A 20,877-nucleotide genomic window follows, 5' to 3' on the forward strand; every position below is an offset into this window, starting at 1 on the left:
AGCACCATAATTAAAGGGAAAATATAAAACTTGAAAAAATCGTACAAAATGCAGCAAATAGAAAATAAAGTGGCCTATATAACGGGAGCGGCCAAAGGAATCGGTTTCGGAATCGCAGAAGCGCTAGTAAAAAACGGAGTAAAAGTAGCCCTTTCAGGAAGGGATGTTCAAGCGCTCGAAAAAGCACAAGAGACATTGGGAAACGCCAACGTTCTCATCATACCTTCCGACGTAAGAAACTTTGATGACCAACTAAAAGCCGTGGAGCAGATTATAGCAAAATTTGGAAAACTTGACATCGCGATTGCCAATGCGGGAATAGGGAAATTTGCTCCCATAGATGAAATGTCTCTAGAAGATTGGAACGCAATGATGGACACCAATCTCACGGGCGCATTCCACACGCTGAAAGCAGCGGCACCACAGCTTAAGGCAAATAATGGCTATTATATCTCAATCGCATCGCTTGCGGGAACCAATTTCTTTGCCAATGGTGCCGCCTACAATGCGTCAAAATTCGGACTGGTGGGCTTTACACAGGCGGCAATGCTTGATCTGCGCGATTATGGTGTAAAATGTACCACAATTATGCCCGGTTCAGTAACATCCAACTTCAATGGCCATACCCCTAGTGAAGAGGACAGCTGGAAAATCCAACCTTCCGATATTGGGCAGATGGTTGTAGATCTACTGAGAATGAACCATAATGTGTTGCCAAGCAAAATAGAAGTGCGTCCGACAAAAACTAAATAATAAGATTTAAATTCAATTGCTATGGGGCTGCCAGCTTGATTTATAACCATTTCTCCTCTTTAAGCTTTTAGCACAATTTCAATTCTAAAAATTTTGTTTGACATCGATTATAAACAGTCACGCTTCAAATTTTAATCTATTCTTTCCTATCCAGCAGTTGTTGTGAAAATGAAAATAGAACAAATTCTTGATAAAATTATGTAAGAGCAGGAGTGTTGAAATTCTTAATTTCAACACTCTCTTATAAGCAATTTCTAAACAAACTAAACTATTGAAAATGGCAACACGAAATCAGAATACCGGACATCATCAATTTCAAAACGAATCAATATCATTTGAAGAGCAACTTCTGCTAAACTATGACGATTATCTCCAAAACAGCACTTTCTTTTCATTGAAAAATGAAAACCATTACGATATTGAATTGGAAGATTTGGATAACGAATATGATGAAAACGATTGGGAAGAAGAATGACTCTCCTTTTCGCAAAGGAAAATTTATCCTATAAGCAACCTTTTAGACTTAAGTTCAAATAGACTTAATTCCGTTTTTATTACTGTTTTAAACTAACCAAATCCCATAGAAAAATAAGCATAATCATACTGCTGATATGTCCTGCTCCCAGCTTGAATCTTTATAAAATATAAAAATATAAAAATATAAAGCAGTGCAGATCAGATTGGCTTTCATAATCTTTGATAATCGATTATTATAGTTGTACCTTTGGAATAACTGCCTAAATGCAGTACTTTATTATGATTCAAAAATTATTCAAGCACGTCCTACTGGCCGATGACGATATAGACGACTGCGAATTTTTTACTGAAATTTTTTCTCAGCACTTTCCCGATTTAAAACTCTCCATTTCATATGACGGCTCAAAACTTATCAGCCTGCTTAATGGGCCTCTTGAGCCCTCCGCAGATGTGATTTTCCTTGATCTTAACATGCCTATACTCTCAGGGCCTGAATGTCTGAAATTAATACGGGAATCAAGCAAGCTTAAACATCACAGCATTATTATTTTCACTACCAGCAGCAATGCTTCCGACATTGAGAGAATGTATGCGCTTGGAGCCAATTATTTTATTACGAAACCTGCTGATTACAACAAACTGGTTAAACTGATTGGTAAAGCCATGACATTGGCATCTGAGAATCGCAATAGCCAACCTGTATTTGAAAACTTTTACATCACCCTTTAATTCTTATTTTTTGCAGACATGATGAATCTTCCAGAATCAGTAAGGGAAAACGTCTTACGCGATGTTATCGATACGGCGCCTTTTCCAATAGGGGTATACACTGGCTACGAAATGAAGATTGTTCTGGCCAATCAGTGCATGATCAAAACCTACGGCAAAGGGCCTGATGTTATTGGGCTCAACTATACCGAAATTCTTCCAGAGCTTGAAAACCAGCAGATATTCGAACAGCTGCGTGAGGTACTGCACAGCGGAAAACCTTACGAAGCAAAAAATGCACGTGTAGATATTGTTGTGGAAGGCGAACTCAGACCGCATTATTTCAATTACAACTTCACTCCTATTTTCGGGCCTGAAGGAAAAGTGTATGGGGTCATGAATACGGCCGCAGAAGTAACCGAACTCAATGTTGCCAGACAACAGACACTTGAGATTGAAAAAAAATTAAGATTGGCCGTAGAATCTGCGCAACTGGGCACTTTTGAAATGGATATGCAAAAGCGCATCATTTCAGGCTCAAAACGTTTTCTAAAGTTTTTTGAAATGGAAAATGGAGAACTCTCATTCGCAACTTTAAGCTCTCTCATTCATACAGAAGATAGGGAAAAATGGGTAAATTCTCTAAATACCCTTTCAAATACAGGAGACTTGCATTGCGAACTAAGACTTATCATCCGCAATGCTATTTACTGGCTACGGTTCTCGGGATCACTTTCCGAGAGTGATAACAAAGAAAATATTATTGTGGGAATTGCCCAAGACATCACGCAGCAGAAAAAAAACGCTCAAGAGCTTCTGCAACTGGTTGAACAGCGTACTATTGAACTCCAACGCTCCAATGATGATCTCAAACAGTTTGGACATGTCATCAGCCATGATTTAAAGGAACCGGTACGCAAAATTTTATTATTTTCCAATATTTTAAAGCAGGATGCGGCTGACGGGCAGGCCCCACGAATCAGCCAATATGCCCATAAATTGAACAAAAGCGCCGAACGTCTTACTGAGATGATCGATTCCATACTGGACTATTCCTCGGCCGGGAGTCCGGACTTATGCGAAGCAGTAGATCTTAATGAAACTATAAAAAGCATTAAGGAGGATCTTGAAATAAAAATACTTGAAAAATCAGCCGAAATTGAACATTCCAAAATGCCGAAAGTGAAAGGGTCTAAAATTTTGTTTCATCAGCTTTTTTACAATCTTATAGCCAATTCTTTGAAATTCTCTCGCGATAACTGTGACTCTCGCATTAAAATACAATGCAGTACCGATGAAGGCAATTTAAGAATTACCGTGTCGGATAACGGTATCGGAATTGCTCCTGAAAATTCGTTAAAAATCTTTAACGCCTTTGAGAGGCTTCATTCAAAAGACCAGTATGAAGGAACGGGACTAGGACTGTCACTCTGCAAAAAAATTGTCGAAAGGCATAATGGACAGCTTAAAAATATCAATTCCGAAAGTTCCGGCGCTGTCTTTGAAATGATCTTTCCTGCAGCTATTTTATATTAATATTTAATACAGGCAGAAACATAATTCATCGTTAGATACTGATCTTGAATTTAAGCAAAAAAAATCTGATAGCTGCTGATTGCTAGATAAGACGAAACTTCCGCCTGTTTTCTAAATTCCAGTCCATATTTATAACTTCTTTGAGGAAAAGCTTCATAACATCAAACGAACTCGGTTTTACCGCATAAAAAGAAGCGCCAAACACCTCAGCTGTTTCTATATCTTCGGGATCACTGCTGGTGGAAAGCATAATGATTTTTACTCTCTTTAAATCCCCGTCCTGCATCTTGATTTCTTTCAGGCACTGCAGTCCGTCTTTTCCGGGCATGTTGATATCCAGGAAAATAATATCCGGAATTTCTGGATTATCAAGAAGGCTGCTCATGAGACTTATTCCATCTTCCAGTTCAAATATTTCAATGTAGGGGTCGATTTCCAAAAGGGCATCAGCTAGAAAACCTCTATCATCCTGATCGTCATCAACTATTAGTATTTTGTGGGTACTATTTTTTTTGCCAGCCATAAATTCCATATTGCAGTTAAAAACATAAGACAAGAATTTAAAAATCAGCAAATCTCCATTGAATTGAGCTTTTGAAAATCGATAAAAGACCGAATTATATCAGTAAAACCGGTTAATAATTTCAAAGATAGGCAATTAATATGAAAGCGAAACTAATCCGGATAAATAAGCATATGGAAAGACCCTGCAGAACTTTAAAAACAGCACCACTTATTCTATCGTTTTATGAAAACTTAAAGTTGTGACCACATCAATAATAAAAATGATGAACAAATAGAAGCAGGCTGTTAAAAAAAATGAATCTAGAGCAGATCTTTAAGTATTTCCTGAAGCTCTTCCATATGCACAGGCTTAGAGATGTACTTCACCCTGATATTGTTACGGTCTAGCCATGGAGTCATTACTTCTTCAGGAGGAGTTGAAAGCACAATTACCTCGATATGTCTGAGACGCTCTATCTGTAGCATACGTTTCAGAAACTCCAAACCATTTACCGCCGGCATATTATAATCTAAAAAAATGATGTCAGGCAGCTGCTCCGCTATTACTAAATCTTCAAGAGCTTTTGAAGGATTCATTGCAGTGCGGCATAAAGTCTCTTTATTTATTTTCTGCAACGCTTCCAAAAAAAACTGCGTGTCGTCGATATCATCGTCAATCAATAATATATTTTTATAAGACATATCCATTTCTTTTTTTTAGTACAGCTACCGCTGCTTGATTACTTAGGATTTCCAGTGTGCGAAACCAGCCATATTAAGATTCTATTGAGGCTGTCTTTTAAAGATAAACCATAATATCATTGCCATTTGTTTTGATTTGGGCACTGCCGCCTTCCAACAAGGATGCAAGAAGATTTTTAAGTTCAGATTCTTGCATGCGGTAGTCCATCGGGTCTTCTGTTTCAATGTGAAACTCCAGCAGCGAAACTTCTTCAGGGTTACCATTCTGAGTGTGGATGCCCTCTCCAATATAATCTAGTTCAAGCTGTCCGGCATGCAGCAGATCAATAATTAAATGCAGTTCCGTTTTTTCGGGAAGTATAAGCTGTCCGGTCTTAAATATAATAGTATGCTTAGCCATGATTAAAATATTTTATGTGTCAGAAGGCAAATTTAAATATAAGGTAAATGAGCACGCTTACATGATTGAAATAAAGATTTATATTATTCCTTTTTTACATGTCTTTTAAATTATAAAAAGTAACAGCTTGCCAACTCCTGTCTAAGATTTTATCGCATTCGATTTACAAACCCTTTTTAACAAATAAAATGATTAGAAAGACTTCATCGAAGGTTATGTCGAGAATAAATGAATTTAAATAGTACAGAGTAAAAAAGGCATAAAAAAAACACCTGCTTCAGACAGGTGCATTAAATTTATTTCATTTTTTTAGTTTAAGCCAAAATCACATTCACGGCATTAGGACCTTTTTTCCCTTCCTTAATCTCATAACGAACTTGGTCCTTTTCACGAACACTTTCTGAGAGACCTGAAACATGGACAAAAATTTCGTTTCCGCCATTGCTTGGTGTAATAAAACCAAAACCTTTTTCTTCATTGAAGAATTTTACTGTACCTTCTTGCATTTATATATATATATTTATTGATTTATTGAATTGCTAAATTTTTCAGGGCTTTCACTTCCATAATTTCCTCTTTCTAGTCGCACAGCACAAATATAAGATGTGCCTGCGCAAGACATTCTCACAATTTCCGTTAATCTTTATACAATTCCCACCTTGACCATCAATTTTTTTCTTTTACAGCAAAGCAGAATTATTTTCTCTAACCATTACAATTTCTTTGTTTAAAACAAATTACTCCCCTTTTTATTCGGTATGCAATGCTTATTTTCTGCTACATATGCAATCATAGGTAATTCATGCAATAATGCTTTTTTCAAATTAATTCTCAATCGGAAAAAAAACATGAAAGCAGGTACCTTTACCAAGCTCAGACTCTGCAAATAGAATTCCCTGATGATTCATAACAATTCTTCTGCATAGTGCTAGACCAATGCCCGAACCTGGATATATATTCTGCGGATGAAGACGTTTGAAAATTTCAAATATCTGGTTTTCATAATTTCTCTCAAAACCAATACCGTTATCTTTAAAAATGATGTGATGAAAATTAAACGGCTGAATCGGACTGTTTGTAAAATTTGAGACAAAATCTGGAGCAACAACCGATGCACTGATTGTAATTTCTGGACAGACTTCAGGATTTGTAAACTTCAAAGCGTTACTCATCAGATTGTAGAACAGCTGATTCATCTGAAGACCAGAGGCCTTTATAAAAGGTAATTTTGTAATTTTAATTGACGCATTTTTCTCTTTGATCATGAGTTCAAAGTCTATCGATATATTTTCTAGAACAGCATTTAAGTCAACCTGCTGATGTATTTTTTCCGGCTGGATCAGACGGGAAAAAGCAAGCAGATCTCCAATAAGCTGCCTCATTCGTTCTGCAGAAGTTCCTATTTTTTTAATTATTTCTGCTGCACTAAGGGATGAGCTTCCATTTTCCAGCATATCCGCAAAAAATCTTATTTTACGTAAAGGTTCCTGCAGGTCATGACTCGCTACGTAGGCAAATTGCGCAAGCTCTTCATTGGAATGCTTCAGCGCATAATTTGACTGCTCCAATTCCTTATTTGTTTCCTTTAATTCATCAAGCACGCTAGCCAATTCACTGGTTCTTACTTTCACTTCATTTTCTAAGGCTAGCTGCATTTCTTTTTGCAGCGTAATATCTTTAGCTGTTCCGCTAATTACAAGCGGGATTCCATCTTCGCTGAAATAGGTCTGGCCCACGGAATGTATAATACGTTCCTGACCAGTTATGCCGTTAATGATTTTATATTCTGATTCGTATTTTCCACCAGTACTTTTGTTTTGCGCGGCATCAAAGGCTGCGGTAACTCTTTTATGATCTGACTTTTTTATCACCGATCTTGCCTGATCTATATGCATGGTAGTATTTCTAAATCCGAAAATTTCAGCATGGCGGGCTGAAACAGTCGTAATACCCGTAGCAACATCAGTAGACCATGTCCCCATTTCGGCAACTTCTACTGCTGCCCGCAAGGCTTCTTCTGCCTGCTCTATTTTTTTAATGGAAGTAATTTCTTTAGTAACATCAGAGCTTACATAAAGCACGGCATAGACTTGACTGGAATCGTCTAATAATGGCGTAAGACTTAAATTATGGTAAGTAGGCTGGTGATCTTGAAAATGGATTCCCAAGATTCCATCTCTGCTAAAACTCTTCCCTGTCTGATATACCATTTCTACATCCCTAATCAAATCCTCTGAATGTGTGTTTGCCAATACATCCCTAATTGAGGAACCCTGAATGCTACTTCCTTTATTGACATTTGCAATAAAAGGATGATTAGGATTTTCAATTCGCAGTTCCTCACCTACAAATACGCAGATTGAGACAGGAGCTGCCTCTATAACTGTCAATAATTTTGATTCGCTTTCTCTAAGCGCTATTTCTGTTTGTTTGCTTTGGGTAATATCCGTTGCATGGACTATAAGTCCAATCACCTCTCCCTGCACATTTTTATGAGGAGTATACACTATGCTAAGCCATCTGCCTATTCCCATTCTTGAGGGAGCAAACATTTCATATCTTTCCTGTTCACCTCCATATGCTATATCCAAATGCGGAAGAACCTTTGCATAAGCTGCCTCGCCGATAAATTCACGTACCGTCTTGCCAATGGCTTCCTGATTGTCCACACCAAACCAATCCATAAAAACTGAATTATAAGAACAGTAACGCATTTCTTTATCCAGATAAAAAATCATGGCTGGAACTGTATCTCGCAACAATTCAAGATGCGCCTCACTTTCCTCCTTCTCCTGCTGCGCTTTTACCTGAGCCGTGACATCAATCGCTATATCCAGTATAGCATAAATTTCACCTTCTTTATTATAAATTGGCGTATACGATATATTATAGTAATTATCATTTAAAACGCCGTTTTGTTTTATTTTCACTAATGACGCCGGAGAAATAAAAGGGATGCCGGTAGTAAATATATCATCTAAAATTTTTAAGTAGGCTTGCCCTTCCGTAATCAATTCGGGCATTGCCTCTCTAAGCGGAAGCCCTTCAATATTTGGACCTTTACCCACTATGTCTATAAAAGTCTGGTTAGGGTTTTCAATTATCAGATCGCGGCCGACAAACAGCCCTATACCCGCAGGAGCCGCAGCAATAATACTGAGCATCTTGGCTTCACTCTCTTCCACTTCCCGGCGGCTTAAGACCTGGTTTGTTACATCTGTGGCAATTACCAAAACAATATTTGGCATTCCCTCCAGATTGTGGTGCAACTGATAGGTTAAGTCTACATAGATGTATTCGAGCTTGCCCTTTCGCAGAAGTTCGACCTCTACCTCCTTGGCAACATAAGCTTTTCCCGAATTTATTACTTCTCTTAAAAGCCCATCAAAACCTTGCCCTTTTATCTCAGGAAGAGCGTCAAGAAGCGGTTTTCCAATTATCTCTTTTTTTTCGCGGCCGACAAGTTCACAATAAAAAGCGTTTGCGCTTTGAAAAACAAGATCATCTGTGACGGATAAAGTAGCAATCCCGACGGGAGACTTTTCAAATATAGACGCTAGCTGATTATGGCTTTCAGCTATCTGATTTTGCGCCTTAACGCTGATAGTGACATCTGAACACAAATGAAGAACTGCATAGACTGTATTATTTTCATCAAATAGCGGTGTGAGAGAATAATCGAAATAACTGCTTTTTCCTGTCTTTTTATTTACAATTAGAGATCCGGAAGCTTTAAAAACAGAACCTGAAGTATATACCTCTAGCAAACGTTCGAAAAACTCATGATTGGCAATATCAGAAAGAGCGTCGGTTATTTTCTTTCCAATTATCTCATCCTTTTTCTTCCAATAGCCAAGCATAACATCATTCGCAAGATCCACATAAAACTCCCTGCCGCGAAATAAAGCGGTTCCAACAGGTACTTTGGTTACAAGACTCTTAAAACGATTTTCACTGATAGCCAGCTTTTTTTCCCTTTTCTCCTGTTCCGTAACATCAATAGCAATCGCTGTTATGTATTTTTTGCTATCAGAATCGACTACTAGAGAAACACTATTGTTTACCCAAATTTCCTTTCCGTTTTTACATATATACCTTTTTTTCATAAGGAAATCATTTCCGTTGACAATACAATCCTCAAGTAGAATCTTGTTTTGTTCCAGGTCATCGGGATGAGTAAGCTCTCCTAAATTCATTTTCAGAATTTCTTCGCGACTATAGCCGAGCATTTGGCAGTAACGCTCATTAACCTCGACAATGCGGCCTTCTATATTGGCTTGTGCAATGCCGGCATTAGACTGCATCAATACGCTATTTAGCTGAGATCTTGCACTAGTGGAATTTATGAGTGATGGTATTGCCGCAGAATTTTCGATACAGGTTACAAAAAATCCTCGGGTTATTCCTTTTTTATCAAATATAGCCCTGTAACTAAGAGTTAAATACACATCCTTTACAATTGCATTTTGAATGAGAGATGTCGCAATGTTATCTTCGGATTTTGTGATCTGCTTGACAGCCATTTGCTTTACTGCCGAAGCGACTGTTTTCCAATCCCCATGAAGAACTTCATTTATAGGATTTCCTAAAACGTCAGAATCAGCCCTATTCTTTTTTAAAAACGGACGAAAAGAATCGTTGTAAAAAAAATAATGCTCATCGCCCCATACTAAAAATGAAGGGACAGAAGAGCCTAGGAGAATGCTTAAGGAGGAACAAAGGTTTTCGCTCCAAAATTCAATTGCACCCAAAGCCGTACCATGCCAGTTGAAATCATTAATAAGCCTGCCTAAATCACCACCCGTCTTCAAAAATGTATACTTATAATCTGTAATCTCTAATGGCTCCACCGTGCATCTATTTAATTAATTCAAGGGAAAGGTAGTGTTTATTTAACCAGCAGCCTAATCGTTAAAAATTAAAACATCATCTTCATTGCAATTAACAGTTGAAACAATTAAATCTGTTGGAAAAAATTGGCAGCAGATAATTTGCACTCGCTGCTTCAACACGAATCTGCAGCGGCAAAAAAATACCATTCTAGCAGCCGAAACAAACTATAAAATACTAAAAAAAGCACGAAATTCAAAAAAATTAACGCCAGAAGCGACAAATATTGAAAAGCTAAATTTAATATGTTAAAAACACATTTCACACTTCCTATTTTATAGTAAAATTCATAACTTGATATTCTATTTGATCGTTGAAAAGCAAAAAACATCGATGTAATGCTTAAAAAAGCCCTTAAGCTTAAGCTTTTGTATAGACTGCAGCTAACAAGCATCTATTTTTTATTGTTGAAAACAATCGGAGAAATCTAAAATTTTAAATAGCGCATATAGGAATAAAACTACTTAAAAAAATTTGTTGGTTTAATTACATCCGGACACTCTATAGTGCCCCTATAACTTGTATGCTGTTATTTAAAATTTTAGAAAGGTTACGGCGAATGCCTTTTTAAAAAATTTAAATTATCAAATCATGAAAAAATTTTTCTTATCAGCCTTACTCTTTATAATAGTTGCGCAATATGCAACATCGTTAAATTTGAATCCATTCATATACCGTACCGCTCTTGGAAATGGCACTCTTGTAAACCTTAAAGCCAAAAGTCCTTTGGAAATCGAAAAGCACAGAGTATGGCTTAATTTAACCAATACGGAAGGTCTTTTCAAACAGGTTCTTATCGGATATATCACGGGAGCCACCAACGGATGGGATTATAATTATGACGCTTTATCTCTGGATGCCAATAAATATGCAGATTTTTATAGTATTAATGAAAGCAAGAAACTAGTAATTCAGGGTCGTGCATTGCCTTTTGATCCCTCAGACACTATACCGCTGGGATACAGGTCAGCGATAACTGGTAATCTTTCCATCTCCGTTGACCATGCTGACGGCGATCTTGCCAAAAAAGATATTTATCTTCAGGATAAGGAGACGGGAACTATGCACAATCTTACAAATGGATCGTACACCTTCTACACTAATAAAGGCATTTTCAATGACCGCTTTGTACTCCGCTATGATTCGCAAGCCCAACTTGGAGTTGATGATTTTACAAGCAATCAGCCGCAATTTTATATCTCAGTGAAAAACAGAGTAATTGCTATCAATTCCGAAAAAGCTCCTTTAAGGGAAGCGTCGGTTTTTGATATTAACGGAAAACTGCTTTTCAGCAGCCAGAATCGAGGCGAATCATATATGGAAATCACTGGAATTCAGGCCAATTCTCAGATTCTGCTTGTCAAAGCAATTTTAGACGATGGCCGCATTATAGCACGAAAAGTGCTCTTTTAGCCTTTATTCATTAGCCTATTACACCGTGCGGAAACCCGATAGGATTCCGCGCGGTTTCCATAAAATTAAAATTTTTGAAACCACTTCTTATATAAAAAATTTAAAAGCAATTTGAATATACGCCGTGAAAAGTTCTTTTCGCAATAGCTGCCAAGTCACTAAAAGAAGATAGGGACAATCAAGGATGTTTTAATGACGTATTTAAAAAGGCTGATTATTTACTAAGCCATCTGAAATCGGAGAACTGAAAATACTACCAAGATAATTGTTGAATCCTGGAATTACTTCTGGATCAAAGCAATGGTGGTTTTAACGGACTGACTAACTGCAATTTTGACCTCATCAAATTTAGGAGCTGAAAATTTTGGCCTGTAATTTTTAGAAAAACCAAAACCTTCGGTTGGAAAGCCAATCATATTACAGTCACATTTTCCGTTGCCGTTCTCATCCTGATATACCGCAACAGCATATTCGCCATCAGGCAGGCATTTAAATGTGTAAGCAATACTGTCCCCAGTAACTTTTACTTTCACATTGGCAATTTCGAATCCATCATCAAGAAAACCAATATTTCTGTTGTATAATCCCAATATGACATTTCCTTTATCTGGCACTAAGCCGGTCACTGCAACACTTAAATTATTTTGTGCAGAAAGATTCGTACCGGCTATTAGCAAGAGTATAACGATTATTATTAAATTAGATTTCATAAGTTTCTTTTTCTTTAAATTTACAAATAAAGACTTGTTTGCTTCGTATTCTAACTCGTTAAAAAAAAACGGTTCAGTTCTCGTACATTTCCTTTTTTATGCGCGCGGTAGGGTTCAGATTTTGAAAGAAGCCATTTTTTAATAATGCTTCGGAAAAGAAAAGTTGTTTTTCTCTGAAGAGGATGGATTTGCTGGCTTGCCATTTCAAAATAATCCTCTAAATTTTGTTTTCGAAAATGAATAATAGCCTCTAAAACGTCACCATCTTTGAAGATTCCGCAGTGAAAGTTTTTCTCAGCAAAAGATTTTCTAGGAAAATTGACTTTGCCTAAACCAAATTTATCAAACATTTTGTCCAAAAAGGCCCCGTAAAGAATAACGCAGTTTTCTCCTCCTCCCAAATTGAAAACCTGATTTTCAAGCTTTTTCAAATGCCCTAGTGCATTGGCAAAAGCTCTGCCTGTATCTCGTGGCGTGCAAATTTCCATAGGTGTGTTCAGAGGCATATGAAACATCAATCTGGATATTTTATGATTTCCCATAATTGCAGCCAGACGGAAAATAGTCCACGATAATTTCGAATTTTGAATCAGCGTTTCACACATCACTTTCATTTCCCCATATTGATCACCAGGACTAGGTTTTAATACATCCGATACTTTGATTTCAGGATTATAAATTCGATCGCCATACACTGATACGCTTGAACTAAATACCAGATGGCAGTTAGGCGAACCTTTTTCTAATCCGCGAATAAGATTTTCGGTTCCTTGAACATTGACGCGATAAGCAAGCTCCGGATTTATATCGGCAAGCGGCGGAATGATGGCGGCGAGATGAATGACCGCATCTTTACTTTTGGTAACTTCATTTACTTCTTCTTCATTGCCAATATCACCATAAACAATTTCCACATGAGATTGAAACGGTGCCAATTTTTTAATAGAATTTCGGGTTTTAACATCAAAGACTGTTATTTCATAGTCGGAAATCTGTACCAGATGCTGCAAGGTTTCAATGCCGACAGTTCCCGATGCACCAGTAAGCAATATTCTCTTTTTTACTATTTTATCTTCCATAACTTTTTTTTTACACGTTAACATTTTTTTACAAAAAAGCTTATTGTGCTATACAATATGTTCCTTATTTAACTTTTCGTACCTTTAGATGTCATTGTAAAGCTATAAAAGAGTAGAGAAATCAATGTTTCAAAAAGGAGAAATTCTGTCCGTTAGCGAACAAAAAGCAGCCATTTTGTAGCATAAAAAATGTAATTTATGACAGAATTAAGAAAAGACAGGAGAGTCCAATACACTAAAAAACTTTTACGGGAGGCATTATTCAATTTACTGCAGGAACATGGACTGAGCGAAATTACCATTACTGAATTATGTAAAACGGCAGATGTCAACCGAAATTCATTTTATCGTCATTATACTATACCGCTGGATATTTTGCTCGAACTGGAAGAAGATATTTTTGAAAGACTTTCGATCGTTTTACGCAAAAGCACCAATATGGATGAAGTGATACTCCTAAGCTGCAAACTGCTAGAGAACGACAAGGAGATGAGTAAAATTGTATTTACAAAAGCAGATGGAAGCGGAATTCTGGCTCGGATCCTGACAAGCGTAAGAAATAATTTTCCAGTAGAAAATCAAATTGAGCTTAGTCCACAAACACAGCCTTTTATGGAAATGGCATATCAATTTGGCGAAAAAGGAAGCATCGCAGTAATAAAAAACTGGATTGAAAACGACTTCTCGATTCCTGCCGATGATGTTGCTAAAATGATCAGTTATCTCGTTAATAGACTCAATAAAATATAATTTTTCTTTTATCTCTGACGAAAAAAAATCATTAGCTAGAATATTTCACAAAATCATCTTCAGTCGCACGAGGGCCGATCGATATTTTAGACCTATCTAAAGAAAGAATCATTTATGGATCCCATAGTAAAATTATAAATCGAAACTGCAAAATTTTGTAAGAGATATTGCAACGATAGGAATTACTTTTCCCATAAAAATTAGAGATGGCCCAAGATAAAAAAAAGATAGCAATTTTAGGAGGCGGTCCAAGCGGACTCTTTCTTTACAAAAGACTTGTTGAATATGGCAGTACCGAACTCGATGTTATCATCTATGAAAAAAAGGACATGCTCGGTGCCGGAATGCCTTACAGCGGGGAAGGCGCCAATAGTGAACATGTAACAAATGTCTCTGACAATGAAATACCGGACATTGTGAGCTCCATAGAAGAATGGATAAAAACTGCTCCTGCTGAATTGCTAGAAAAATTTAACATCAATTCGGGCAATTTCAATGAATACAAAGTATTGCCTCGAATTTTATTTGGCCACTACCTTTCTTCTCAGTTCGATCTTCTGCAGCAGATTGCAGCAATAAAAGGAATCAAGACAAATATTCTTTATAACACAAATGTTATCGATGTTATTTACAATAAAAAAGAACAGAAAGTAGGTGTTATAACAGAGAATGAAAAAACAGAATTTGATTATGCCGTAATTTGTACGGGACATAATTGGCCTAAAAAATATGAAGGAAAGGTAAAAGGCTATTTTGATTCTCCGTATCCTCCTTCAAAACTGGCATTAAAGCTAAATCATGCCATCGCTATACGAGGATCTTCGCTTACAGCAATTGATGCAATAAGAACTCTAGCCCGTAATAACGGTAAATTTAGTAAAGAAGAAGATGGAAAGCTCCGTTTTGAAAGGACAGCAGACTGTCCAGATTTTAGAATGGTTATACATTCCAGAAGCGGTATGCTTCCTGCTGTTCGCTTCCATTTGGAAGATTCTCATTTATCTCACGATTCTTTGCTAACCAGAGAAGAGATAGACGAGCATCGTAAAGAAAATGATGGATTCCTTTCACTTGATTTTGTTTTTAAAAGAAATTTCACAGAAATCTTCCGCACAAAAGATCCTGATTTTTACAGCCGCATCAAAAATCTTTCTATTGAGGAATTTGTGGAAGAAATGATGGACCTGAGAGAGCGTTTAGATCCTTTCCAACTTTTAAAGGCAGAATATATTCAGGCAGAAAAATCTATTAAACGACAGGAATCCATTTATTGGAAAGAAATGCTGGCGGTCTTGAGTTTTGCAATGAATCATCCTGCAAAATACCTTTCGGCAGAAGATATGCAGCGACTGCAAAAAGTACTAATGCCACTTATTTCCATTGTGATTGCTTTTGTGCCACAAAAATCCTGCAGCGAACTTCTTGCCCTGCATCATGCCGGTGTTTTGGATATTACAGCCGTAAATCAGGATAGTTTTGTTGAGCCCCAGCATGGCGGTGGAATCGTTTATAAATATCTTGATGAAAATCAAAACCAAAAAGCGGAGTATTATGATACTTTCATAGATTGTGTTGGACAGCCGCATTTATCTTTTGAAGATTTTCCCTTTAAGACACTGCTTTCCCAAAAGGAAGTAAGTCCCGCCACATTAAAATTTAAATCAAATGAGGCGGCAGAAACAATTTTAGAAGACGGAAGCGCTCTGGTAGAAAAAAATGCGGATGGAAGTTATTCTCTCCAAGTTTCCGGAATTGCAATTAATGACAATTTTCAAATCATTGACCAATACGGATCTTATAATGAAAATATTTACATCATGGCTGTTCCTTACATCGGAGGATTTAATCCCGATTATTCTGGTCTTGATTTTTGCGAAGCGGCTTCTCTGAAAATTGTCGAAGATATTTTTAAGGATTAAGCTTTTAAAGTGTAACTATAAAAGAAGGCCATTGAAATAGGATGCAATTTTCAATGGAAACGTAAAATAAAATTATCAGCCATAAAAAATTCAGCACCATAAATAATAAATGCCTTACAATTATTTGCCGATGCAGAAATTAACAATCCTTATTTCATAAGGGTTGAGCTATATCGAGGTACAAATAAGGTACAAATTTTACAATTTAAAATCTTACAAAAAACAATATTGGTTATTTTGATAATATTTAGTCAAATAACAGCCTTTTCGCAGAACATTTAACGTAGTAGTTAGTGCAAATATAAAAGAAATAATCTTACAACTTTGAACAGTCATAAATAATTAAACATGAATTGTAATATACTCTAAATTATCATTGGGATTTTATTTAATTTAGCACAACATAATTAACATGCTGTTTTACAAATAATTACATTAAAACTATATATATTAAATGTTTTATTTTAATATAAATCAAATCTATATGGGAGCATCACATCGTTATTTTGATCCCGAGTTTAAAGAAAAAGCAGTACTGTTAAGTTATAACCGAAGCAATAACAGCAAAACTGAAAGAGAACTCAATATACCGCAAGGTCTATTACATAAATGGCGCAGGGAGTACGAACTATTGGGTAACTATTGTTTCCCCGGTAAAGGCAAACCTAAAGTGAAAATGGAGAGTTTTATTGTTACTGATCAATCAAAAAAAAGCAGAAAATCAAAGAACCTTTTCTTTAGTCCTGAATTTAAGGAGAAAGTGGTGCAGCAAAGTTATGGGAGTACTAATATTTCAAAACTGGAAAGAGAACTCAATATACCGGGTGGACGTCTTCATTGCTGGCGCAAAACCTATGAAAAATTTGGCCCGGGATGTTTCTGCGGAAATGGCAGAAGCCGAATAGATCCCCCGCGCCAAAAAATAATTGAACTGGAAAAAAAATGTCTCGATTCAGAGCTTAATTGTGAAATCTTAAAGAACTGCGTTCCCTACTTTCGTAAAGGTCGACTTGCCGTATTTGAGTTCGTAAAAGAAAATGAAAGAAAATATACCCTTCATGGAATGTGTCGGGTATTGCAAATATCTGAAAGCAGCTATCGTATCTGGAAAGCCCAGCCACTTTCAAATACTAAGAAGCGTATAATTTTACTAAAAGAAAAGATAACAGAGACATTTAAAAATTCCCATGGATTTTATGGCTGCACTAAAATTGCTCAAGAACTCACCAATAATGGCACAAAAATATCTTACACCCAAGTAGGGTTATACATGAAAGAGATGCGACTGCGACCAAAAGCAAAAAGGAAATTCAAAATCACAACTGATTCCAAACACAATAACTACACATCACCCAATCTTCTCTACCGAAAGTTTAATGTTACGTCTGAGTCAATGGTCTGGGTTTCGGACATTACTTATATACAAACCGATAAAAGGTTTTTATATCTTACGGTCATCATGGATTTGTACGACCGGAAAATAATTGGATGGAGTCTTAGCACTACTATGTCTGCCCTGAAAACCACAATTGCTGCCTGGGACATGGCCGTTGTGAATCGCTCAGTTTCAGAAGGGTTAATATTTCACTCTGATCGTGGCGTACAGTACGCCTGCAGAGCTTTTACCAACAGACTGGAATCATATAAAGGTATCATCCGTAGTATGAGTCGCAGAAAAAACTCACTGGATAATGCCCATGCTGAGAGTTTCTTCAATACACTTAAAAGAGAATTGATATATCAAAACAAATTATTGCCTAAGAAGGATATTAAAATATTGATTATTGATTACATAGAAAATTGGTACAACAAAATAAGAATACATTCCTCCCTCAATTATCTGACTATTGAAGAATTTAATGCTTCCCATAAACCATAAAACTTATTAATTTCCATATTGCACAAAAATTTTATTCTATATGAAAAAGAGTCAAAGAATTTATGATCGTGATTTCAAAGAAATGGCTGTAATGTTGAGTCATAAGGGAAGTACAATTGAAAAAGTTGAGCAAGAACTCGGTATCACAAAAACACTCCCGAATCGATGGCGGCAGGATTTTAATAAATATGGCAAAGGAAGCTTTCCCGGTTGTGGAAATCCTAGACTAAATCCAGAAGACAATAAAATTTATCTGCTCAAAAAAAGAATTGAGAAAGCGGAACTTCATTCTTCAATTATATCAAATGCAGTTCCTTATCTTTCTATGGGACGAATTGCCATATATCACTTCATTGAGAGATTTGAAAAAAAGTGTTCTGCAAAACAAATTTGCAAAATTCTTGGCGTAGACCAGCGTTCCTATAGCAGATGGAAAAACCACTATTATACGCACGAAAGAAAAAAAAGAAAAATAGAATTACAGCAGAACATAACGGCTCTTTTTAATGAAAGTAAAAAAAGATACGGTTATATGAGAATAGCCGCTGAACTTCAAAAAAGAGGTTACAAGATCTCAAGCTCAACCACAGCAAGGTACATGTGTGAATTAGGTCTTTGTGTTTCAATTAAAAAGCCTTAAATCTACAGATCTTTATTATAATATTATATCAGCACTAAGGATACTACCACTAATTATTAGTCCAGATTCATAATTTCAAACTCGACACTAAAACTTTTTAAGCAAAAACCAAATGTATAATTAGTTTTAACAAGTCACCATATACTGAAAATACAGAAGTTGTTTGACGAGAAACCGAAGGGCTCTCATTTTAAAAACTTTTTATCAAGCTGCTGACCACTCATAGGGAATGATCCAAAAGGAATGACATAGGAATGCCTGTCACTATCTTACCTTTTAGAGGAATAAGCATATTACTTTATAACTCTTCCTGTTATAATAGAATATTTTTTTTTAAATTTCTTCTATTAATAATATTAAAAAAGAGTATTATGTTAGAAAAAAGAAGAGTATTTAGCCCTGATTTCAAAAGAAATGCCGTTAAGCTAAGCTATCAGAAGAACAGCACTAAAGAATCTGCCGATGAATTGGGAATAGAAATGCATTTTATCCAGAGATGGCGTAGGGAGCATAGACAATTCGGCGATGGAAGCTTTTGCGGAAAAGGCCAAATAAAGGTGCATCCTGAACAAAAGACCATATATGAACTTGAACAAAAATTAAAAAAAGCCGAACTGAGATACGAAATATTGCAAAATGCCACTCCGCATCTCTACAACGGGAATGAAGAAATCTACCAGTTCATAAAAAACAACCATAAAAAATATGACCTGGTACAGATGTGTCAGGTACTGGATGTAGGTAAAAAAAGATACAATATATGGAAAAAGAACGGCCTCTCCGAGAAGAAGAGCCATATCATTGCTTTAAAAAAAAATATCATTAAAATATTCCTTAACTCAAACAAACGCTACGGGAGCAAACAAATCACATCCGAACTAAATCAGCTTGGATACAATCTGAAACAATCCAAGGTAGATTTCTACATGCGCCAGCTGAAGCTGAAAAGGATTCCAAAAAGAAAATTTGTGGCAACCACCGATTCTTTCCATAACCATTACATCGCCCCCAATGTCTTAAATAGAAATTTTACTGTAGAAGCTCCCTCAAAAGTATGGGTTTCAGACATAACATATATCAAAACAAAAAAACGCTTTATGTATCTTACTGTCATAATGGATCTATATGACAGAAAAATAATAGGCTGGAATCTAAGCGTCAGCATATCTGCAGAAAATACCATTCTGCCATCATGGGAGATGGCAATAAAAAACCGTAAAGTTTTGCGGGACATGATATTCCACTCGGACAGAGGAGTGCAGTATGCCTGCAAAGCCTTAAGTGGCATTCTTGATTCATTCGGCTGCATCCGAAGCATGAGTCGAAAATGGAATTCCAATGATAATGCGGTATGCGAGAGTTTTTTCAGCACCTTAAAAAATGAATTGATTCATCAGAAGATCAAACTGATAAACCAAAGGCAGATGAGGAAAGAAATTTACGATTTTATAGAAACATGGTATAACAGAAAAAGAATCCATTCCTATCTCAACTATAAGACCATTGAGCAGTTCACAGCAGATAACCAAACCATTTATAATTCGCATTTAGAAATACAATGAGACGAAAATACGATCCTAATTTTAAAGAAAAGCTTGTCATCATGAGTTACGGAAACAAAAGCATCATAAAGCTGGAGAAAGAATTCTGCCTATATAGAGGCCTGCTGACCGATTGGCGCCAAAAGCATGAGAAATGGGGAAACGACAATTTTAAGGCAGAATATTTTTCGAGGCTCCGTCTCGAAAAGGGGAAAATTCAAGAACTAGAAAAAAAAATAAAGCACATGGATGAAAAATTCCTGATTCTAAAAGCCGCTGGCCGATACTTAAATAAAGAAGCGGCCGTACTTTTGAACTTTATCCTAAAAAACGAAAAAGAGTACAGCATTAGGCTAATGTGCAACGTATTAAATATTAACAGATCTTTCTACCACAAATGGAAAAGAAATATACCCAACAAGACGCAGAAGCTAAAAGCACTAAGACAGCAGAAGATAAAGGAGGCTTTTTTTAACTCGCAGCAGCGATACGGCGCCCTTAGAATTGCTGCGATGCTTCAAAATGAAGGCTTTGTAATTTCTCTCACAACCGTAAAGAGATATATGAAGGAGCTTGGATTGCAATGCAATTTAAAAAAATAATATTCTCCTTTTTCACAGACTTTATTCATATTCTATCTGCGATCCAATTTAGTTAAACCGACTTTCAACCTTAGTATAACAGCAAGGAGTAAGTCTAGATTTATAATGCTCCATTGGGAAAAAAATGAACAGAAAAAAATATAGCTTGTAAAAAATAAAAATATAAGTCTAAAGGCTACATAACTTTAACCTGATCTTGTAAATCCTATTAATCATCTGCAAATAAGTAACTATAAAAAATATCTGCCAATAAAATCAACCACACTCATCTTAGGACTTGACAATCACTAGCCAAAATAAAGCTAGAAAGACTAAAAAAAAAGAAACCATATCACAAAGAAGTCTCTAAAAGAAAACCTAACTGGCTAACTAAC

The 20,877-nt window shown here is 36.3% G+C and carries 18 protein-coding genes; 11 read left to right on the forward strand and 7 right to left on the reverse strand.

All coding sequences use genetic code 11. The annotated features are described in order from the left end of the window. Positions 1-48: 48 nt before the first annotated feature. From ABTV69_RS18135 to ABTV69_RS18150, 4 genes are all read left to right on the forward strand, one after another. Positions 49-753 (forward strand): SDR family oxidoreductase, encoded by a 705-nt coding sequence (locus ABTV69_RS18135; protein ID WP_433831269.1) that lies wholly within the window; start codon positions 49-51, stop codon positions 751-753. Between the two features lie 277 nt (positions 754-1,030). Beyond that, on the forward strand, positions 1,031-1,228 hold the full coding sequence (locus ABTV69_RS18140; RefSeq protein WP_433831271.1) for a hypothetical protein: 198 nt from the start codon (positions 1,031-1,033) through the stop codon (positions 1,226-1,228). Positions 1,229-1,509: 281 nt separating this feature from the next. Further along, positions 1,510-1,959 (forward strand): response regulator, encoded by a 450-nt coding sequence (locus ABTV69_RS18145; RefSeq protein ID WP_433831273.1) that lies wholly within the window; start codon positions 1,510-1,512, stop codon positions 1,957-1,959. An 18-nt stretch (positions 1,960-1,977) separates the two neighbouring features. Continuing rightward, positions 1,978-3,474 (forward strand): ATP-binding protein, encoded by a 1,497-nt coding sequence (locus tag ABTV69_RS18150; RefSeq protein ID WP_433831275.1) that lies wholly within the window; start codon positions 1,978-1,980, stop codon positions 3,472-3,474. Between the two features lie 82 nt (positions 3,475-3,556). Here ABTV69_RS18150 and ABTV69_RS18155 read toward each other — a convergent pair whose 3' ends face one another. The 5 genes from ABTV69_RS18155 to ABTV69_RS18175 form a co-directional block, all read right to left on the reverse strand. Continuing rightward, positions 3,557-3,997: a response regulator gene (locus ABTV69_RS18155; RefSeq protein WP_433831276.1), complete on the reverse strand. Its 441-nt coding sequence runs from the start codon at positions 3,995-3,997 to the stop codon at positions 3,557-3,559. A 302-nt stretch (positions 3,998-4,299) separates the two neighbouring features. After that, positions 4,300-4,686, reverse strand: a complete 387-nt coding sequence (locus ABTV69_RS18160) for a response regulator (RefSeq protein ID WP_433831278.1) — start codon at positions 4,684-4,686, stop codon at positions 4,300-4,302. A 91-nt stretch (positions 4,687-4,777) separates the two neighbouring features. Beyond that, entirely contained in the window at positions 4,778-5,080 is a 303-nt protein-coding gene (locus ABTV69_RS18165; RefSeq protein ID WP_433831280.1) for a hypothetical protein, read from the reverse strand. A 314-nt stretch (positions 5,081-5,394) separates the two neighbouring features. Further along, positions 5,395-5,586, reverse strand: coding sequence for a cold-shock protein (locus ABTV69_RS18170; protein WP_433831282.1), 192 nt, complete (start codon positions 5,584-5,586; stop codon positions 5,395-5,397). Between the two features lie 318 nt (positions 5,587-5,904). Beyond that, positions 5,905-9,930, reverse strand: a complete 4,026-nt coding sequence (locus ABTV69_RS18175) for a PAS domain S-box protein (protein ID WP_433831284.1) — start codon at positions 9,928-9,930, stop codon at positions 5,905-5,907. A 697-nt stretch (positions 9,931-10,627) separates the two neighbouring features. Between ABTV69_RS18175 and ABTV69_RS18180 the strand changes: the two genes are divergently transcribed. After that, positions 10,628-11,383 (forward strand): T9SS sorting signal type C domain-containing protein, encoded by a 756-nt coding sequence (locus ABTV69_RS18180; protein ID WP_433831286.1) that lies wholly within the window; start codon positions 10,628-10,630, stop codon positions 11,381-11,383. 281 nt (positions 11,384-11,664) lie between these two features. Here ABTV69_RS18180 and ABTV69_RS18185 read toward each other — a convergent pair whose 3' ends face one another. Both ABTV69_RS18185 and ABTV69_RS18190 read right to left on the reverse strand, forming a co-directional pair. Next, positions 11,665-12,093 (reverse strand): DUF2141 domain-containing protein, encoded by a 429-nt coding sequence (locus ABTV69_RS18185; protein WP_433831288.1) that lies wholly within the window; start codon positions 12,091-12,093, stop codon positions 11,665-11,667. A gap of 50 nt (positions 12,094-12,143) precedes the next feature. Beyond that, positions 12,144-13,172 carry an NAD-dependent epimerase/dehydratase family protein gene (locus tag ABTV69_RS18190; protein ID WP_433831290.1) on the reverse strand — a complete coding sequence of 343 codons (1,029 nt, stop codon included), beginning with the start codon at positions 13,170-13,172 and terminating at the stop codon, positions 12,144-12,146. A gap of 198 nt (positions 13,173-13,370) precedes the next feature. Between ABTV69_RS18190 and ABTV69_RS18195 the strand changes: the two genes are divergently transcribed. The 6 genes from ABTV69_RS18195 (at position 13,371) to ABTV69_RS18220 (ending at position 20,503) form a co-directional block, all read left to right on the forward strand. Next, on the forward strand, positions 13,371-13,922 hold the full coding sequence (locus ABTV69_RS18195; RefSeq protein ID WP_433831292.1) for a TetR/AcrR family transcriptional regulator: 552 nt from the start codon (positions 13,371-13,373) through the stop codon (positions 13,920-13,922). Between the two features lie 206 nt (positions 13,923-14,128). Next, the gene (locus tag ABTV69_RS18200; protein WP_433831294.1) at positions 14,129-15,841 is read left to right on the forward strand and encodes an FAD/NAD(P)-binding protein; all 1,713 of its coding nucleotides are present in this window, start codon (positions 14,129-14,131) and stop codon (positions 15,839-15,841) included. 484 nt (positions 15,842-16,325) lie between these two features. Continuing rightward, positions 16,326-17,720, forward strand: coding sequence for an IS3 family transposase (locus ABTV69_RS18205; RefSeq protein ID WP_433831296.1), 1,395 nt, complete (start codon positions 16,326-16,328; stop codon positions 17,718-17,720). Positions 17,721-17,760: 40 nt separating this feature from the next. Then, positions 17,761-18,360, forward strand: coding sequence for an IS3 family transposase (locus ABTV69_RS18210; RefSeq protein ID WP_433831298.1), 600 nt, complete (start codon positions 17,761-17,763; stop codon positions 18,358-18,360). A 371-nt stretch (positions 18,361-18,731) separates the two neighbouring features. Next, on the forward strand, positions 18,732-19,922 hold the full coding sequence (locus tag ABTV69_RS18215; RefSeq protein WP_433831300.1) for an IS3 family transposase: 1,191 nt from the start codon (positions 18,732-18,734) through the stop codon (positions 19,920-19,922). Between the two features lie 41 nt (positions 19,923-19,963). Further along, entirely contained in the window at positions 19,964-20,503 is a 540-nt protein-coding gene (locus ABTV69_RS18220) for an IS3 family transposase (RefSeq protein ID WP_433831302.1), read from the forward strand. Positions 20,504-20,877: the final 374 nt, after the last annotated feature.

This window comes from Flavobacterium anhuiense, from assembly GCF_050990855.1.
Taxonomy (GTDB): domain Bacteria; phylum Bacteroidota; class Bacteroidia; order Flavobacteriales; family Flavobacteriaceae; genus Flavobacterium; species Flavobacterium anhuiense_C.